Annotated in this window: 21 protein-coding genes; 12 read left to right on the top strand and 9 right to left on the bottom strand. The window is 39.3% G+C overall.

The features are described 5' to 3' along the window. Positions 1–20: 20 nt before the first annotated feature. The 8 genes from BLQ18_RS06285 (at position 21) to BLQ18_RS06320 (ending at position 7792) form a co-directional block, all read left to right on the top strand. A complete protein-coding gene (locus BLQ18_RS06285; protein WP_090293531.1) occupies positions 21–347 on the top strand; it encodes a nucleotide pyrophosphohydrolase in 327 nt (108 codons plus the stop codon). Positions 348–416: 69 nt separating this feature from the next. After that, a complete protein-coding gene (locus tag BLQ18_RS06290) occupies positions 417–1646 on the top strand; it encodes a 3-phosphoshikimate 1-carboxyvinyltransferase (protein ID WP_090293532.1) in 1230 nt (409 codons plus the stop codon). Between the two features lie 87 nt (positions 1647–1733). Further along, positions 1734–2783 (top strand): tRNA preQ1(34) S-adenosylmethionine ribosyltransferase-isomerase QueA, encoded by a 1050-nt coding sequence (gene queA, locus BLQ18_RS06295; RefSeq protein ID WP_090293533.1) that lies wholly within the window; start codon positions 1734–1736, stop codon positions 2781–2783. Positions 2784–2856: 73 nt separating this feature from the next. Further along, positions 2857–3897: a dual-specificity RNA methyltransferase RlmN gene (gene rlmN / locus BLQ18_RS06300; protein WP_090293534.1), complete on the top strand. Its 1041-nt coding sequence runs from the start codon at positions 2857–2859 to the stop codon at positions 3895–3897. A 264-nt stretch (positions 3898–4161) separates the two neighbouring features. Next, complete coding sequence (locus tag BLQ18_RS06305; protein WP_090293535.1) at positions 4162–5136, top strand: polyprenyl synthetase family protein; 975 nt, start codon at positions 4162–4164, stop codon at positions 5134–5136. A gap of 107 nt (positions 5137–5243) precedes the next feature. Further along, a complete protein-coding gene (locus BLQ18_RS06310; protein ID WP_090293536.1) occupies positions 5244–5813 on the top strand; it encodes an RNA polymerase sigma factor in 570 nt (189 codons plus the stop codon). 10 nt (positions 5814–5823) lie between these two features. Further along, positions 5824–6558, top strand: coding sequence for a hypothetical protein (locus BLQ18_RS06315; protein ID WP_090293537.1), 735 nt, complete (start codon positions 5824–5826; stop codon positions 6556–6558). Between the two features lie 88 nt (positions 6559–6646). Continuing rightward, a complete protein-coding gene (locus BLQ18_RS06320) occupies positions 6647–7792 on the top strand; it encodes a hypothetical protein (protein WP_139150369.1) in 1146 nt (381 codons plus the stop codon). Here BLQ18_RS06320 and BLQ18_RS06325 read toward each other — a convergent pair. Continuing rightward, complete coding sequence (locus BLQ18_RS06325) at positions 7787–8023, bottom strand: zinc-ribbon domain-containing protein (RefSeq protein ID WP_090293539.1); 237 nt, start codon at positions 8021–8023, stop codon at positions 7787–7789. The genes BLQ18_RS06320 and BLQ18_RS06325 overlap by 6 nt on opposite strands. Positions 8024–8142: 119 nt before the next feature. Here BLQ18_RS06325 and BLQ18_RS06330 point away from each other — a divergent pair, with 119 nt between their 5' ends. Next, positions 8143–8772, top strand: a complete 630-nt coding sequence (locus BLQ18_RS06330; RefSeq protein WP_245668074.1) for a 2OG-Fe(II) oxygenase — start codon at positions 8143–8145, stop codon at positions 8770–8772. Between the two features lies 1 nt (position 8773). On the opposite strand, the gene BLQ18_RS06335 is transcribed toward BLQ18_RS06330, so the two are convergent. The 3 genes from BLQ18_RS06335 to BLQ18_RS06345 all read right to left on the bottom strand — a co-directional run bounded on the left by BLQ18_RS06335 (position 8774) and on the right by BLQ18_RS06345 (position 11532). Next, positions 8774–9082, bottom strand: coding sequence for a phosphoribosylpyrophosphate synthetase (locus tag BLQ18_RS06335; protein WP_090293540.1), 309 nt, complete (start codon positions 9080–9082; stop codon positions 8774–8776). Further along, on the bottom strand, positions 9069–9629 hold the full coding sequence (locus BLQ18_RS06340) for a flavodoxin domain-containing protein (RefSeq protein ID WP_090293541.1): 561 nt from the start codon (positions 9627–9629) through the stop codon (positions 9069–9071). Before BLQ18_RS06340 ends, BLQ18_RS06335 begins: the two co-directional genes overlap by 14 nt. Before the next feature lie 82 nt (positions 9630–9711). Further along, positions 9712–11532, bottom strand: coding sequence for a Xaa-Pro dipeptidyl-peptidase (locus BLQ18_RS06345; RefSeq protein ID WP_417935099.1), 1821 nt, complete (start codon positions 11530–11532; stop codon positions 9712–9714). 141 nt (positions 11533–11673) lie between these two features. Here BLQ18_RS06345 and dnaG point away from each other — a divergent pair, with 141 nt between their 5' ends. Further along, positions 11674–13647, top strand: a complete 1974-nt coding sequence (dnaG, locus tag BLQ18_RS06350; protein WP_090293543.1) for a DNA primase — start codon at positions 11674–11676, stop codon at positions 13645–13647. A 53-nt stretch (positions 13648–13700) separates the two neighbouring features. Here dnaG and BLQ18_RS06355 read toward each other — a convergent pair whose 3' ends face one another. Together BLQ18_RS06355 and nadE are read right to left on the bottom strand one after the other, a co-directional pair. After that, a complete protein-coding gene (locus BLQ18_RS06355) occupies positions 13701–14330 on the bottom strand; it encodes a response regulator (protein ID WP_090293544.1) in 630 nt (209 codons plus the stop codon). Positions 14331–14483: 153 nt separating this feature from the next. Then, complete coding sequence (gene nadE / locus BLQ18_RS06360) at positions 14484–15272, bottom strand: NAD(+) synthase (protein ID WP_090293545.1); 789 nt, start codon at positions 15270–15272, stop codon at positions 14484–14486. A 66-nt stretch (positions 15273–15338) separates the two neighbouring features. Here nadE and gldB point away from each other — a divergent pair, with 66 nt between their 5' ends. Then, entirely contained in the window at positions 15339–16328 is a 990-nt protein-coding gene (gene gldB, locus BLQ18_RS06365; RefSeq protein ID WP_175443723.1) for a gliding motility lipoprotein GldB, read from the top strand. Between the two features lies 1 nt (position 16329). Beyond that, positions 16330–16665, top strand: coding sequence for a gliding motility protein GldC (gene gldC, locus BLQ18_RS06370; protein WP_090293546.1), 336 nt, complete (start codon positions 16330–16332; stop codon positions 16663–16665). Between the two features lie 50 nt (positions 16666–16715). Here gldC and BLQ18_RS06375 read toward each other — a convergent pair whose 3' ends face one another. From BLQ18_RS06375 to BLQ18_RS06385, 3 genes are all read right to left on the bottom strand, one after another. Continuing rightward, complete coding sequence (locus tag BLQ18_RS06375) at positions 16716–17183, bottom strand: hypothetical protein (RefSeq protein WP_090293547.1); 468 nt, start codon at positions 17181–17183, stop codon at positions 16716–16718. A gap of 100 nt (positions 17184–17283) precedes the next feature. Further along, complete coding sequence (locus BLQ18_RS06380) at positions 17284–17940, bottom strand: SH3 domain-containing protein (protein ID WP_090293548.1); 657 nt, start codon at positions 17938–17940, stop codon at positions 17284–17286. A gap of 76 nt (positions 17941–18016) precedes the next feature. Then, positions 18017–18745, bottom strand: coding sequence for a pirin family protein (locus BLQ18_RS06385; RefSeq protein WP_090293549.1), 729 nt, complete (start codon positions 18743–18745; stop codon positions 18017–18019). Position 18746: the final 1 nt, after the last annotated feature.

The following is an 18746-nucleotide window of genomic DNA, read 5'->3' on the forward strand; positions in this document are numbered from 1 at the left end:
TCTTAATAAAATCGAATAAGGTGAACATCGAAAATGCACAAAAAGCCGTAGACGAATGGATCAAGAACCATGGTGTTCGTTATTTTAACGAACTCACCAATATGGCCCAGCTTACCGAAGAAGTAGGGGAGGTGGCACGAATCATCGCGCGTCGTTATGGAGAACAGAGCGAAAAGGAATCCGACAAAGCCAAAGATTTGGGCGAGGAGCTGGCCGATGTAGTTTTTGTGGTGCTGTGTTTGGCCAATCAAACAGGAATTGATTTACAAGAAGCTTTCGATAAAAAACTAGATCTAAAGACCAAGCGCGATCACGACCGTCATCAGAATAACAAAAAGCTGAAATAAAGTTGCGCCCATAAAGTGACATTAGGGCTGTTTTTTCTAGTTTTGAAGATTCATTCAAAGAGAAGAAAATTGAGACTTCAACTTACCGCACCTTCAAATAAAACCATCCAAAAGGAAATTGGAATTACAGGCTCCAAAAGCGAGACGAACCGTTCGTTATTGCTTCAAGCGCTTTTTCCAAATGTGAACATTGAGAACCTTTCCAATTCCGATGATGGTGAGGTAATGCAAAAGGGGTTGAAAATCTCCAACGGTACAGTGGACATTCACCATGCAGGAACAGCGATGCGGTTTTTAACGGCCTATTTCGCATCTCAAGCAAGTAAAGAAGTCGTGCTCACGGGCTCATCACGTATGCAAGAAAGACCCATAAAAGTTCTGGTTGAAGCTTTGCAAGCCTTGGGTGCCGATATTCAATACGAAAAAGAAGAGGGTTATCCCCCATTAAAGATTTCTGGTAAAAAATTGGAAAAATGCCAAGTTTCCCTGCCAGCCAATATCAGTAGTCAATACATTTCTGCCTTATTGTTAATCGCACCAAGTTTGGAAAATGGATTGGAATTGGATTTGATTGGCAAAATAACTTCGGTTCCATACATTAAAATGACCTTGGCACTTTTGGAACAAATAGGAGTTGACACTTCTTTTGAAGGCAACAAAATTAAAGTGGAGTCCAAAGCAAGTGTAGCTGATACTACTTTAGTAGTGGAGTCCGATTGGAGTTCGGCAAGTTACTTTTATAGCATTGCCGCATTGTCCGAAGTTGGTTCAGAAATTAAACTTTCATCCTATAAAGAAAGTTCCTTGCAAGGAGATAGCGTACTGGCTAAAATTTATACCCATTTTGGGGTGGAAACCACTTTTTCAAACAATCAAATTACCCTATCAAAAATAGCAGAAGCCAAAACTGATTTTTTTGAATGCGATTTGGCCAATGCCCCTGATATTGCTCAAACTATTGCAGTAACTTGTTTGGGATTGGGAATCGATTGTCATTTAACAGGACTTCATACATTGCCCATTAAAGAAACCGATCGTTTGGCTGCCTTACAAACCGAGCTTGGAAAATTTGGAGCCAAGGTGGATATCGATGCAGAGAGTCTTACACTTCACGCCGCCGAAACCTTAAATACTGGAGTGGCCATTGATACTTACAACGACCACAGAATGGCGATGGCTTTTGGCCCATTGGCATTAAAAAAAGATTTGATGGTAAATGATGCAGGCGTTGTTTCAAAATCCTACCCCGATTTTTGGAATGATTTGAAGGCCCTTGGATTCGGCATTGCAGAAATGTAATGGGCATTTAATCATCAAATTACTTGACATCCCCTATTGCGAGGTCGTATATTTGCATCCTCTTTAAAAAAACGAAAAAAAGTCCAAATGAAATTATCGAACTTCAATTTTGAATTGCCAAAAGAATTGTTGGCCGAACACCCTGCGGAACACAGGGACGAATCCAAACTAATGGTAATTCACAGAGATACAGGAAAAATTGAACACAAAATGTTCAAAGACCTAATTGATTACTTCGACGAAGGTGATGTTATGGTTTTGAACAACACCAAGGTGTTTCCTGCTCGACTTTTTGGAAATAAAGAAAAAACTGGAGCTAGAATCGAGGTGTTCTTGCTAAGGGAATTGAACCAAGAACAACGCCTTTGGGATGTGTTGGTTGATCCTGCTAGAAAGATTCGTATCGGGAACAAATTGTATTTCGGTGATGACGAAAGTTTGGTGGCTGAGGTAATCGACAACACCACGTCAAGAGGTAGAACCTTGCGTTTCCTTTATGATGGTTCCTATACCGATTTTAGAAGAAAATTGAGAGAGTTGGGGGAAACTCCACTTCCAAAATACATTAAAAGAGAAGTAACCCCAGAAGATGAAGAGCGTTACCAAACCATTTATGCAAAGCATGAAGGTGCTGTGGCTGCTCCAACTGCAGGTCTGCACTTCTCTAAGCATTTGTTGAAGCGTTTGGAAATTAAAGGCATCGATTTTGCCGAAGTGACGCTTCACGTTGGATTGGGTACTTTTAACCCTGTTGAGGTAGAAGATTTGTCCAAGCACAAAATGGACAGTGAGGAATTGGTGATTGATGAAAAAGCTACAGAGGTAGTGAACAATGCCAAGGATCAAAAAAGAAAGATTTGCGCTGTGGGAACAACAGTGATGAGAGGTTTGGAAAGTGCCGTTTCTTCGGAACACACTTTGAATACTTTTGAGGGTTGGACCAATAAGTTCATCTTCCCTCCATACGATTTCAGCATTGCAAATTGTATGATTACCAACTTCCACTTGCCAAAATCAACTTTGTTGATGATGGTTTCTGCATTTGCAGGTCACGATTTAATCAAGAAAGCATACAAGCAAGCTATTTTGGAAGGATATCGTTTTTATTCCTACGGGGATGCGATGTTGATTCTATAAACACGATATTTCATAAAAGGGAAATCCCGTTAGGTAACTACCTGCGGGATTTTTTCTTCTGTATCTTTAGGTAATGGAAATCAAAAAGAAAGACATACGGGCATTGACCAAGGAGCAGCTACGACAATTTTTTGTGGAGCAGGGCGACAAGGCATTTCGGGGCAACCAGGTATACGAATGGTTGTGGCAAAAATCTGCCCATGACTTTGATGCCATGACCAATATTTCCAAGGAAACCCGACAAATGTTGGAAGATAACTTTGTGATCAACCATATTCGGGTAGACCAAATGCAACGCAGCTCTGATGGCACCATTAAAAATGCGGTCCGTTTGCATGATGGGTTGATTGTAGAGTCCGTTTTGATTCCGACAGATACACGGACCACAGCCTGTGTTTCCAGTCAGGTAGGATGTAGTTTGGATTGTAGATTTTGTGCCACGGCACGCTTAAAGCGTATGCGAAACCTGAATCCAGATGAGATTTACGATCAAGTGGTGGCGATAGACAACGAAAGCCGATTGTATTTTGACCGTCCGTTGAGCAATATCGTTTTTATGGGCATGGGCGAACCCTTGATGAACTATAACAATGTGCTTAAGGCTATTGACAAGATTACTTCCCCCGAGGGATTGGGTATGTCACCTAAACGAATTGTGGTTTCCACTTCTGGCGTACCGAAGATCATTAAAAAAATGGCCGATGAAGAGGTGAAATTCGGTTTGGCCGTTTCCTTACATTCTGCTATTGATGAGGTCCGTACTTCCATTATGCCATTCAATGCAACATTTCCTTTAAAGGATCTTCGTGAGGCATTGGAATATTGGTACAGCAAAACCAAGAACAAAATCACCTACGAGTATGTAGTTTGGAAAGGCATCAACGACACCCAAGAAGCGGTGGATGCCTTGGTGAAATTCTGCAAGTTTGCACCGTCCAAAGTCAATCTAATCGAATACAATCCGATTGATGATGGAGAGTTTCAACAAGCTTCCAACAAAGCGGTGGAAATGTACCAAAACACCTTGGAACGAAATGGGATTACCGTAACTGTTCGTAGATCTCGTGGAAAGGATATTGATGCTGCTTGCGGACAATTGGCGAATAAGCAATAATCAATTAACAATGATCAATTTTGAGTAAACAATATTTTTTCACCTTTCACCTTTCACCTTTCACCCCAAGCACAAGTTCAAGAGTCAAGTTCAAAAAGAATTAATTTGTCATTTCGAGCGCAGTCGAGAAATTAATTTCAAATTAGAACCAACCAATTATCGAGCATTTCGCACATCTGTCTTAAAACTTGTTTTATCCTGTGACCAACTGTGGCATTTTCGCTACTTTTAGGGTCTCAAAACCAAAATTGCCAAACCCAACAGTTGAAAATAGTCTCGCAGATTAGGGAGCCCATTGAAGATGAAATGGAACTTTTTGAGGAGAAATTCCTTAAATCCATGTCGTCCAAAGTGGCTTTGTTCAATAGAATCACCTATTACATTGTAAACAGAAAGGGCAAACAAATGCGCCCTATGTTCGTGTTCTTGACCGCTAAATTGTTGAATGGTGAAGTGAATGAGCGTACCTACACAGGAGCCTCCATCATCGAATTGATTCACACCGCAAGTTTGGTACACGACGATGTAGTGGATGACAGTAATAAGCGCAGAGGCTTCTTTTCCATCAACGCACTTTGGAAAAATAAGATTGCTGTATTGGTAGGCGATTTTTTATTCTCGAAAGGTCTTTTGGTTTCCTTGGAAAATAAGGATTACGATTTACTCCATATCATTTCCAATGCGGTTCGGGATATGAGTGAGGGCGAGCTACTTCAAATAGAAAAAGCCCGTTTGTTGGATATTACCGAGGAGGTATATTACGACATCATCCGCCAAAAAACGGCCACCTTGATCGCTGCTTGTTGTAGCATGGGTGCTTGTTCTGTACGACCCGATTCTGATGAAGTAGAAACTTTCAGACGTTTCGGTGAGCTTTGTGGAATGGCCTTTCAGATCAAGGATGACCTTTTTGATTATGGCGCCGAGAAGATTGGAAAACCTACGGGGATCGACATAAAAGAACAAAAAATGACGCTTCCGTTGATTTATGCCCTCAACCAAAGTGATACCGAAAAAAGAAAGTGGCTCATCAATTCCATCAAAAAGCATAACAAAAACAAGAAACGCGTAAGTGAAGTCATTGCCTACGTAAAGGAGATGGGCGGTCTGGAATATGCCGTGTCCAAGATGTTGGAGTTTAAAGATGAAGCCCTGTCCATTTTGGACAATTACCCCGATTCTGAATATAAAAGTTCCCTTACTTTAATGGTCAACTACGTGGTTGATCGAAAAAAATAAATTTTAATATACTAATATTCAATTTTATACCTAAAAATTTTATTTTCAGGCAACCTTTCTATTTTTCATTGCGTCTATAAAATAGAAGCACTAATGAAACCATTACTTTGAGAATTATCTCTTTGAACAATAACGAGAAGCAATTGATCAAAAGATCAATTAAAGGGGATCAGCAAGCCCAAAAGTTGTTGTACGAAAAATTTGCACCTAAAATGTTGGGGGTTTGCAGACAATATGTAAAAGACCTGCATTATGCCGAAGATGTAATGGTGACGGGATTCATCAAAGTATTCAACAATTTAAGTTCATTTGGTTTCAAAGGGAGTTTTGAGGGGTGGATCAGAACCATTATGGTTCGGGAAAGCATATCCCATCTGCGCAAAAAGCAATTTGTGGTGTATGATGAAGATGCGATTGATGTGCATCATGAACATCCAACCCACCAAGATTCAGTTTTGGATATGGAGTATGTGCAGCATTTGATAGATGCACTTCCAGAGGGGTACAAAGCGGTTTTTTTGCTCTACGCCATTGAAGGTTTTGGACACAAAGAGATTGCGGAGATGTTGGACATTTCGGAGGGCACCTCAAAATCGCAACTGTTCAAAGCTCGAAAAATGCTTCAAGAAAATTTGACTTTAAAAGGAATGTCGCCCCGAAGAGAATCGGGCAAATAAAATTTAGGATATGGATAAATTGGAAAAACATATCAAGGAAACACTGAAGGATCGGGAAATCACTCCATCTTCCAATGCTTGGGAGAAAATTACTTCAGAAGTTTCCGTTGAAAAGAAAAATGGAGGAAAACGTTGGTTTCCCTATGCCATTGCAGCAAGTGTTGTGGGCATAGTCTTGGTGTCAGTATTTTATTTTAATTCTGATTCGGCCACTGAGGAACAACCCATGCAATTGGTGGAAGAGCAGGTGGAGGAAGATGTGATTGTAGAAGACCAAAATGAGCTTTTTGAAGTGGAAAAATCAGTTTCTGTTGAAAATACAGTTGCTGCAACTGATATTGAATCACCCGTTGAAAAAGAAGAAGTAGAACCTCAATCTGATCAAATTGCCATTGTCCAACCAAGATTAGATCAATCCATAAATGAAGATGCAGTAAAAGATCAATTGGAGCAAAATAGAAACTTGCTGATCGCGCAAAAACTGGATGAAGTTGTGGCGCAAGTTGCACAAATGGAAGCTTCGCAAACAAATGTCTCCGATGCAGAAGTAGACTCACTGCTCTATGCAGCCCAGAAACAAATTATGGCCGATAAACTTTTTACACCGAACGGAACCGTTGATGCGATGTCCTTACTGGCCGAAGTAGAGGACGAGCTCGACGAATCGTTCAGGGACCAAATATTTGACGCCTTAAAAACAGGCTATTTTAAACTACGAACCGCGGTTGCAGACCGCAACGAATAACTATTCATCAATCAAAACCATTCTTCGATTCTTTTCCGCCTATTCGGTTAGGTGGAAAGGGTAGAAGATGGCTAAACCAAAACAAATCATGAGAACAATTACATTTTATTCCGCATTGGTATTCTTGCTTTTAATCTCCCAATCCATGGTCGGACAGGAAGACTATCAAAAGAAAATAGAGGCACTGAAAATTGAGAAGCAACGCATTATTGAAGAAGAAAAGGAAGCCTTAAAATCTGAAGTAAAGGAAATCAATAAGCGTTTGGATAACGAGGAGATAAGTATGCAGGAGGCAGATGTATTAAAAAAAGAAGCAGCCGAAAGGCGGGCTTTGAATATTGAGAATAAATCTGCGATTTTGGATAACCAAATTGCATTGTTGGAACGAAATGAATCTTACTTATTGATTCCAGAAGTGTTTCTAGAAGAACACTTTTTTGAAGAAGCCCATGAATTGCTGGGAATTAATTATTATCGATCGGATCTTCCCAGAAGAGATCGAAGAACACGATCCAATTTAGTTTTTGGTATTGGGATATTGAACAACATTATTGAAGATAAACCTGTGTTGGAACTTCCGCATCAAATTTTGGGAAGTAAGTCACTTGAACTAGGTTGGGTTTGGAAAACAAGAGTATTTAAAAACAGCAATTGGTTGCGCTTTACCTATGGATTTTCGTTTCAGTGGAATGGATTAAAAACCAATAATCAATTGTTTGTCAGAAATACGGAAATAGTTGGGAATTACGAACCGCCAGTTATAGAACTCGCAAATGCCAATGAAGTTTATGGTAGTCCAACTGGTAAATTGAAAAAATCAAAATTTAGACAAACTGATATTATTTTTCCTATACATTTTGAATTTGGACCATCTAAAAGGAAAGAATATGGGGATTATGTGAGATATTCTACAAAGAATAAATTCAAGGTAGGACTTGGAGCATATTATGGAATCAATATAGAAACTATTCAAAAAATTAAGTTCGGTGATGGGTTTGAGCCTAGTGAAAATGGTTCGGAATATTTACAAAGAGCTTATTTTACAGGTTCTTCAGAAGCCCGAAGAAAATCCTTTTTTGGTTTGAGTACATATGCTGGTCATGGTAATAGCACCTTTTTTGTAAAATACGATCTGACACCAAATTTTAGGGAAAGCTTCTACTTTAATCAGGATGGACAAATAACTTCTAAAAAACGAAACAATATAGCGATGGGAATCCGATTTGAGCTATAGGGCATTTTCCATCTCAGGCGTAAATTCCTCTTTGTAATACACTTTTTTGCAATGGGAACATTCCGCATATTTTACATTGTTGATCGTAAATATGGGAATCCAGAACAAATGGGCATAGTTGGGTTGTGCCATCACGGTTAAGGTATTGGTCTGATGACAATAAGGGCAAGCAACATTATTTAGTTGCTTGCTTTCTTTTTTACCAGGTCTTGTTCCAAAAAATAGAATCATGAATAAAGAATATTGGGACAAAATTAGTGCTTTACGAAGGTATGGTTTTCAAAGTCTAGGATAAAGAAATTTAAAGTTCGTTTTTAAAAATCAGCTACATTTGCGCACATTTTTGAAACTTGAAAACCTATCATGGTTTGGAGGATTGGCTGTCCTGGATGGATGACATCTCCAATAAGGATTATGTGATCATAGATCACTTTCTGCGCGAAGATTTATATACCGAGATCAAATCCTTTTTTCTCGGTCAATTGCCTGCTTTTACTTTGGCAGGAATAGGGGCTTTGGAAGAGCATCAAATCAATACAAAAGTTCGGGGCGATTTTACCTATTGGCTAGATCGTAAGCGTGATGCAAATTTAGAAGCCTATTGGAGCTTGCTCGATGAGACCATGCATATTTTTAACCGTTATTGTTACCTCAGTTTATCAGGTTATGAGTTTCATTTGGCGCATTATCCTTCTGGAGGGCACTACGATAAACACTTGGATCAGTTCGAAAGTCGAAATAACCGAATGATATCCATGATCATCTACTTAAATGATGCTTGGCAACCTGGAGATGGTGGGGAGTTAGAGATTTTTGAAAAGGATGGCTCCAGTTTTTTGGTGGAACCATTGGCGGCTCGTTGTGTCATGTTTAAAAGTGCAGAAGTACCACATGCTGTTTTGGAAGCCCATAAAAGTAGGTTTAGCCTAACAGGTTGGTTGCTGTACCAACCGTCGGCCATGGGTAAGTTTTTTGGTTAGGTTATTCCTGCGCATTCGGAATTTGTTTGATCAATTCCACATTTTGTCCGTGTTCAGCGCTGTAGGACATGACTAAAGTTCCTTTGGTGCCATCGGAAGCTTCAAGGGCAAATACAGTGGCTTCATCGCTTGGATTTGTTTCCCCTTCAAAACGATAGGTGCCTAGAATTTTTAATTCACTCGGATCATATTCTTTTTTGGAATAGAGTGCTATGATACTAGTTTCTCCTGCCTCAAAATCTTCTTTGAAACCTTCGGAAGTCAGGGTGTTTACGGCTTCGGAAAGTGTTGAAAAACTATGTTTGTTCATGGAGTTTTAATTTTTGTAAACTTTCAGCAAAGTTCAATGTTTGTGTTTCGACCTTTTTCCAGTCGGTATATTCGTAATCCAAATTAATATCAATCTCCTCGCCAGGTCTTTCCTTTTTGGCAATGGTACGCATGGTCATCTTCTTAAGATAATCATATTTTGAGAATTTTAGAGCACCAGCCATATGATAAATGTGTTTGGGCTTCCAGTTTAATTTGGATAAGAATGAAGTTGTGATCTCTTTAACGGCTTCATGTTCTTCAGGATTATTCGAAGCCATGGCCAGACTTACAGAGAAAAACCCAGTCAATTTTTCATTCAAACCCATCAAGTTTTCTTTTATATAAGATTTGATGGATGATTTGAATTTATGCAGATGGATGGAACTTCCAATTAAAATGGCGTCAAATTCCTCTGGGGTAGGTGGGTTTTCGGTTGCATTTGCTGTTACTACATTATGACCATTTTCATGGAAAATGTTTGCCATAAAGCTTGCGATTTTTTGCGTTTGCCCCTCAGCTGTGCCGTAAACAATTAAAATATTCATGTAATTGGGATAATGGTTAAACTATCCCAAAGACACTTAAAATCAAAAGCAATTCAAATGATATCGATCAGTTGCTGTAAGATTATAATTTACCTCCAACCACAGGAAGGGTCAGTACTGTTCCATCCAAATCAACCGTCAATTCTGTCCCAGGTTCTGGCCAAAGTGTAAATTCCTTGTCGCTTGAAAAAATCATTAATCCAATTTGTTGCCCTTTTGGAATAATTTGATCATCGGGCATTAATTCAAATTCCATTTCATAGAATTTGCCAGGTTTTAGCAGTTCGCTCTTTGTTAAGGAACTGTGATTTTGTGGGTCGGCCCATCCTCTAGTGATAATATTATCCGTGATTTTAGTGTTATACCCTTCTTTCCAAGGCAATGAAACCAACCAAACGGATAAATTGGCTGCAGGTTTGCTGCTGGCCAATTTGATGTTCACTTTAGGAATCCCTGAAATGTGCACGTCTTCGGTTAAAGGTTCGGTAAGATAAATCAATCGATGCTTCGTGGTTTCAGCTTGAGCCAAACTGGCCCCTGAAAATGAATAATTGTCCACGAGCGTTTCAGTACCCTGTTTATTAGGTTTTGAAATTGAAAGTCCACCTTTTTCAGGTGCTCCTTTTGATACATAGAGTTTTATATCTTTTGCTTCAGGATTCGGAAAATCTGCATAAGGTGTTGGATTGTCTTTTTTGTCGTACTCGCGAACAATCCAAGCTTTTGGGTCGTTCTCAACGCCATTTTCTTCACCATATAAATATCGGGTAAACCATCGGTTCATCATATTAACAGGTGGTGGTCCGCCATGTCCGTTTTGATGGTAATAAATTTGAACAGGCAATCCCATTTCCCGCGCCTTGTTATAAATTCGATAGCTGTGTTCAGGCATTACGTTCCAATCGTTGAAACCGTGTGACATCAAAAGTGCAGCTTTCATAGGCTTCATATCATTCAAATAATCACGACCAGCCCAAAAATCATTGTAATCACCACTAATACGATCTAAGCCATTTTTCATCTCTGTATCTCGAACCACTTGGTTGTTTCTGGCTCTTTTAGATTCGTCACCACTATGGATAAAATCGTAAAGAACATCGATATCTTCACCCAAATATCCTCCTGGTGAACGTACCAAACCGTTTGATCTGTAATAATGGTAATAGGAAGTGTTCGGCGCAACTGGAATAATGGCTTCCAATCCATCCACACCTGTGGTTGCCGCTGCCAATGGAATGGTTCCATTGTACGAAGTTCCCGTCATGCCCACTTTACCAGTGGACCAATAAGCTTTTACTTCCTTATCTCCATCACGCTCGGTATACCCTTTGGCTCTTCCACACAACCAATCGATAACTGCTTTTGGTGCCAAAGATTCGTTATCTCCACCAACCGTTGGGGCTCCATCGGAAAGTCCCGTACCTGGTGACGAAGAATGAACCACAATATATCCTCTAGGAACCCAAGTTTGAATTTGGGAATTGGATATAATCGGACGTTCTCCAATGCGTGTAACTTCAGGATGCTTTCTGGGTTTGCCCAGTTCACCCAACTCATGTTTTACATCCCAAAAAATATCTTTATCCAAACCAGCTGTACCTGCATAGTAAGGACTAGATTCGTAAATAATGGGTAGTTGCAGTCCTTCGGAATCCGTTTGTTCAGGTCGGGTTACATCAACGTGCATACGGTCCAGTTTACCGTCACCATCGGAATCAAATTCTGTCTCCACCCATAGATCGTGTCTTATCCATTTACTGGGGTCGGAAAAAGCTTCGACCACTTGAGCTTCACCATTTTCAATAACGGGAGCTGCTTTATCGGCCATTTGGGCATAAATTCCAAAATTAAGGCTGGTAAATAGGACTATAAAACAAATACTGAGCAGTGTTCTCATCTTCATAAATTTCAATTTTAGGGCATCACCCGTTCTGTAAAACAGTAAGATGCTTCTAAGATAGTAAATCTGAAAATCCAATTTGAATTTCCAATTCGTGAAAACTTTGTTTTTATTTACCTTTAACAGCTATTTTAACGTTTTTCCGTGATTTCAAAAACCACCATAGATCAAGTATATGAAACCGCCCGATTGGAGGAGGTAATTGGTGATTTTGTGCAGTTGAAGAAATCTGGCTCCAATTTTAAGGGATTGAGCCCATTTACAGATGAGCGAACCCCGAGTTTTATGGTTTCTCCTGTAAAACAGATTTGGAAGGATTTTAGTAGTGGCAAAGGAGGAAATGTGGTGGCTTTTTTAATGGAACACGAACATTTCACCTATCCAGAAGCCATAAAATATTTGGCTAAAAAATATAACATTGAAATTGAGGAAACCGAACAGACCAACGAGCAGAAAGAACTCGCCAGTGAGCGCGAGAGTATGTATTTGGTTTCCGAGTTTGCCCAAAAATACTTTTCCAAAACTCTTTGGCACTCCGAACCAGGAAAAGCCATTGGCCTTACTTATTTTAAGGAGCGAGGTTTTACCGATGAAACCATTAAAAAGTTTGGTCTTGGATATAGTTTAGACCAATGGGAAGCCTTTACAAAGGATGCTTTGGGAGAAGGCTATCAGTTGGAATTCTTAGAAAAAACGGGTCTGACCATTGTTAAGGAACAAGCAGGCGGAGAAACCAAAACCTTTGACCGATTTAAGGGTAGGGTGATGTTTCCCATCCATTCCATGAGTGGGAGGGTGCTTGGGTTTGGTGGTCGTATTTTAACCAGCGATAAAAAAGCCGCCAAATATTTAAATTCCCCTGAAAGTGAAATTTATCACAAGAGCAAAGTGCTCTACGGAATCAATTTTGCCAAACAGGCCATTGCCAAGGAAGACAATTGTTATTTGGTGGAAGGCTATACCGATGTTATTCAAATGTTTCAGCGGGGTGTGGAGAATGTGGTGTCCTCCAGTGGGACAGCTTTGACACCTGAGCAAATTCGGTTGATCAACAGACTCACCAAAAATATTACGGTACTTTTTGATGGGGATGCAGCTGGATTACGTGCTTCCTTGCGTGGAATTGACCTTATTTTGGAGCAGGGCATGAATGTAAAGGTCTGTACATTTCCAGAAGGTGAGGATCCTGATAGTTTTGCCAAGAACAACACCTATGAAGATTTGGTGCTCTATTTGGAGGAAAATGCCAAAGATTTTATTCAGTTCAAAACCTCTTTGTTAGCTGAGGAAGCCGCCAATGATCCTATAAAAAGGGCTGATACGGTTCGGGACATTGTGAACAGCATCAGTAAAATTCCTGATCGTATTCAAAAGGAGATCTATATTCAGGAGTGTGCCAGAATCATGCAGATTTCTGAGGAGGTTCTATATAATACACTTGCTCAAATTGACAAAAAGTTTCAAACCGAAGCCAATAAAAAGGTCAAACAGGAGCAAAAGGCATTTGAGGTTGTTAAGAACGATGCGGTTGTTGAAAAGGTTGATGTACAATATGAGTTGGAACGCAAGATCATTGAGGTGTTGTTGCTCTACGGAAACCAAAAACAGGAGTTTGAGGATTTGGTCTTGAAAGAAAATGAAGATGGCGAATTGGTTCTGGAACCCGAAGTCACCGAGGCCAAAGTCTATGAAAAAGTATATCTAGATCTTCAGGAAGACGAAATAGAATTGACCAATGAGCAGTTTAAAGTCATTTATTATAAACTGATCGAGCGTTTGAATGAGGATGCTGATTTTTCAGTAAATACTTTTATGTCTGATTTGGAACAAGAAATTGTTGCTGAGGTCTCTTCCATTTTAATGGAAGAAGAGCAATATGTGCTTCACGATTGGGAACGTAAGGACATCTATCCAAAAGATAAACAAGTTGGTGTGGCCCAATTAGTCGGGGAAACCATTTTAACCCTTCGCTGTAATTTGGTCAAGAATCGAATTCTAAAACTACAGGAACGTACCCAAGATAACAATGGCGATAATACCGAAGTTCTGGAAGAAATCATGAACTATCTTCAGCTCAACAAATTGTTGAATGCCAAATTGAACAGGGTGCTTTCTTAATAAGAAATCCCGACCATTTCTGATCGGGATTAGTTCAAGTTAGTTTGGTTTTTCTAATAAAGCTCTAAGGCTTTTGCTTGTTGTAGCAAGTCTACCAAGTTGTCCACATTTAATTTTTTCATCAAACGTGCTTTGTAGGTACTTACTGTTTTTTCATTCAAATTAAGTCCTTCCGCAACTTCTTTGTTTCTTTTTCCACTGGCCAAAAGTTTCAATACTTCAACCTCTCTGGAAGAAAGTTTTCTAAAGAACCTACGTGGTTTTTGAGTTCCTTCGTCGAAAGCCAAACGCTGGGCAAGTTCATTGGTAATGAACATGTTGCCTTCACTCACTTTCTTAACGGCGGAAATAATGTAATCCACGTCAGCGGTTTTGGACAGGTAACCGAAAGCACCAGCTCTAATGGTGCTAAGGGCGTAAACATCCTCGGATTGACCACTGTACATCAATGTTTTGATGTCTGGGTAATCCATTTTAAGTTTTCGTAATGTTGCTATACCGTTGATTTCTGGAATGTCCATTTCCAAAATCACTACGTCGGGGGTCGTCGATTTTAGAGCTTCAAAAAGTTCAGTAGTGGTAGAAACGTCTGAAATAACTTCAATATCTGAACTAGATTCAAGCACTTGCTTAACACCAAGCCTCACAATGGGATGGTTATCAGCAATTAAAACTTTGATCATTTAAATTAGTTTAAAGTATGGTTAGTGGCTAAATACTTACATTTAGTGGCAAGCAAGATAACAATTTACCGATGTAAAACTCTAATTTTTTTCTTAAAACCATAGAAAAACTATGGTTTTTTCGTTTTAGTTTAGGGTTTTTTGGGTGACTGGTTACTTTAAACCTTCAGGAATCTCACAAATGGGTATAGGAACCATCTTATGTTTGTTGGCAGAATTGTACCTTTTATATATAGAGAATACTTCTTTTTCCCTTCCCGTAAAATCATCTGCTGTTTTACCTTGGTCGTCCATTTGCATGGCCCATTCCAATTCAGGGTAAGATGCGCCAATTTGGTCCTCATCGGTACGGCTGTCTCCCCAAAGACCATCAGTTGGAGGTGCTTCCATGATATCTTGGTTAACTCCAAGTACCCGGCCTACTTCATAAACCTCAGTTTTTACCAAATCGGCAATTGGACTTAGATCAACCCCGCCATCACCATATTTGGTATAGAACCCAATTCCAAAATCTTCAACTTTGTTTCCCGTCCCAGCTACCAAATAGCCTTTAAGGGCGGCAAAATAATATAAGGTGGTCATGCGTAATCTAGCGCGAGTATTTGCCAGGGACATAAACCTTTCTTCTTCGGTTTTAGTTTTTGGGAAAGCTTCTACCAAACTATCAAATACTGGAGTAAGGTTTACAGGCTGACGGGAAACATTCGGAAAATTCTCTATCAACCAATCAATATGACGATCTGCGCGGGTCACTTGATTTTCACCTTGGTGAATTGGCATTTCCAAACACAAAAGGTCCAAACCAGTTTTTGCACAAAGGGTAGAAGTGACCGCTGAGTCGATTCCTCCTGAAACCCCGATTACAAAACCCTTACAATTTGCCTTGGTTGCATAATCTTTTAACCAGTCAACAATATGTGTTATTACCTTTTCTGTTTGCATATCTTACTATTTAGATTCTATAAATTACCTTTGTGCCCTGTAAATTTAAACCCTGTCCTCTTAAAAATGAAGTGGTTCGCTAAATACTTTAAAATCCCGTCTTTTCTTGGCCTTTTATTGCTAATGATTTTAATGTTGGGGGCTTGTAATGAAGAAAATAAAATAGAGGAAGAGATTTCGAAAGTTCCAATCGACTTAAAGATCTCCCGTTTTGATCGTGAGTTTGCTACTGCAGATGCAAATGACATTCCCACATTAAAACATAAATTCCCCTATTTGTTTCCAGCGCAGTTTTCGGATAGTGTTTGGGTGGCAAAGCTAACCGATACATTACAGGTAGAATTGTTTGAAGAAGTGGACAAGACTTTTGGAGATTTTAAGAATGAGTCCGAAGATTTAGAATCCCTTTTTCAACACATTAAATATTATTACCCGAATACTCCAATTCCTCATGTGGTTACCTTGACTTCAGATGTTAGGTATGACGACCGTATAATTTTGGCGGATACCTTATTGCTGATTGGATTGGACAATTATTTAGGTGCTGACCACTATTTTTATGAAGGAATTCAAAAATATATCGCTGCTTCGTTGGACAAATCATTTTTGGTCTCCGATGTGGCCAGTGCCTATTCGAAAAAAGTCTTGAGCTACCCTAGAAATCGGACTTTGTTATCGCGAATGGTGTATTATGGGAAAGAACTGTATCTTAAAGATAAATTGATTCCATTCAATACCGATGCCCAAAAAATCGGGTATTCTCAAGAGCAAATGGATTGGGCTACAGAAAACGAAGAGCAGATCTGGAAATATTTTGTGGAGCGCGAATTGCTTTACAGTACCGACAACGGATTGGATAGGAAATTTTTGGACCCTGCTCCATTTTCAAAATTTGGATTGGAACTGGACAATGAGTCACCACCTCGATTGGGAAGATATATGGGATGGCAAATTGTTAGGGCCTTTATGGAAAAGAATGATGTGGGCTTACAGCAGTTGATGGAGATGCCTGCAGATGAAATATTAAAGAAATCGAATTACAAACCTAAAAGATAAGATGGCAGTAGTACATACTTCAGAAATAAAATTAACAGTAGGGTTGGATGAAAATCGCGTACCCGAAGAATTAAAATGGTCGGCACAAGACGGTGGATTAAACGAAGAGGAAGCTAAAGCCATGTTGCTATCCGTTTGGGACAGTAAAAACCAAGAGTCTTTGAAAATTGACCTTTGGACCAAAGATATGCCCGTGGATGAGATGAAAGTATTTTTTCACCAAACCTTGGTGACCATGGCCGACACTTTTTTTAAAGCCACCCAAGACGAAAAGATGACCGCAACCATGAAGGATTTTTGTGATTACTTCGCAGAGAAACTGGAGTTGAAGAAATAATAGTTTGAAACTTTGTTTGAATCAAGCCCATTTAATGGGCTTGATTTATTTTATCCTTTTCCGCCCCCCCCCCCCCTTAAATCCAGAGCATGGATTATATTTTCTTTTTTTGTGTTATGTAGGCTCATGTAAACCACGATTCCTCCGATAACGATGAGGTAAAGTAAGTTTTGTGTCAAAACAAAGATTGCGGCACAGATAAGTGCAGGCATTTCCAGAAATACCATTTTTAGTAAAAAGGCAGCTTGAAATTTTTCAAGCTTTTGAGTTAGAGAAGCATTAGGTGGTATTGCTAAAAGATATTTTTTAAAGAGTTGATCACTCAAATAAAATCCAAGTAGAATTGCTGAGATAGCAAATAACATAAGTAAGTCCCAAGCATCAAAAATCAATAGGTAAGGGTTGTCGGCTGTTTGATATACAACCAACCCAACTATTATTGGACTTGCCATAATCGCCTTATGAATCAAATTGATTCTTTTTAAGAATCCAGAAATTGCGGTTTTACTTTCATCCATTTGATTAAGTTTTGATCAAAATAAGGAAAGGTGAAGCAGTAATAGGAACTCAAATTGACGGATGCCTAATTTCAATTGATGGATTTAGGTTTGTTCATGTTTAATCTCCAGCAACGAGCATATTGATCATCCAGCCATTTTCACTTTTATACAATCCCAATCGATAACCTATTGGGGAAACCAAAAACTTATTGTAAGCGTATCCAGTAAGTTGCCCATCAATGGTGCTTATCTTTGTCCATTCACTTTTATCTTCACTGTTTAGGTGAGCTATTTTTACAATTTGGTAGCTCAATTGTCCCAATACTTTTGAATCTGAAACGCTTGGTTGATCTCTGACATTTACATTGGTTCCAAAAACCACATAATGCTCAAAAGCATCGTATTGTTCGGGCCAATCCGTAAAAGTATAGGGTAGGTAATAATAATCAGGTTCCTTTTCAGCATCAAATGTTGGACCTCCTATTAAAAGGATGTTTTCCATGACTGTCCAAAAGTTGGAGAAGTCCCTATCAAAATTCCAATATTCTTTAAATTCTTCAACTCCACCATCACCACCAAAACTATTGAGTATGCTGGGGTAAATATGTTCCAAAATAAAATTCTTGTCCTTTTTGCCCACTGCCAAGGTGAGTTCCGTTAAAAATTTTGAAAGTGAATGATCGGTAATATTTGGATTGGGTGGGTATAAGGTTTCTTGCGCTGAAAGTTGAAAAGAGAAAAGAAATAAGCAAAAAAGAAAAATGGTACGTTGCATTTCGGTTGGTTTTATGGGAAACTAAAATACCATTAATCATAAAAAAAGCCTCAAAATAGAGGCTTTTCAATATAAATTACCCACCAATTCGGGGTAAAGCCATGGGAACTTCCATGAGTAAAACCCGACTGTTGGTCAAAGATTTAAAATCGAAACTGTCGGTTTCCCAAAGACCAAACCCATCTCGTTTTTCCAATTTTTGACCGTTGATTTCCACTTCGCCATCCAAAATAAAGGCATAAACACCATTGCCTTCTTTTTTAAGGGTGTAAGTGTCAGTAGCTTCTGCATCAAATTTTCCTAAATGAAACCAAGCATCTTGGTGCACCCAAACGCCATCATCATCAGCATTTGGCGACAACACTTGATAAAAGGTATTGGCCTTTTCAATTTCCCGAATGGAAATTTGATCGTATCTAGGCTCTACGTTTCTTTCTTTAGGGAACACCCAGATTTGAAGAAACTTTACTTCCTTATCACTGTTTTTGTTGTATTCACTGTGATAAATTCCAGTACCAGCACTCATCACTTGAACATCACCTTCTTTAATTACTGTGGTGTTGCCCATACTATCCTTATGTTCCAAATCACCCTCCAAAGGAATGGAGATAATTTCCATATTATCGTGAGGGTGGGTACCAAAACCTTGCCCAGGGGCGACTTGGTCATCATTTAAAACGCGAAGTACCCCAAAATGCATTCGATTAGGGTCGTGATACCCTGCAAAACTAAATGTATGGTGCGAATTCAGCCATCCGTGGTTGGCATGGCCTCTTGTATTTGATTTGTGTAATACCGTTTTCATA

It is taken from the genome of Flagellimonas zhangzhouensis (assembly GCF_900102925.1).
GTDB lineage: Bacteria > Bacteroidota > Bacteroidia > Flavobacteriales > Flavobacteriaceae > Flagellimonas > Flagellimonas zhangzhouensis.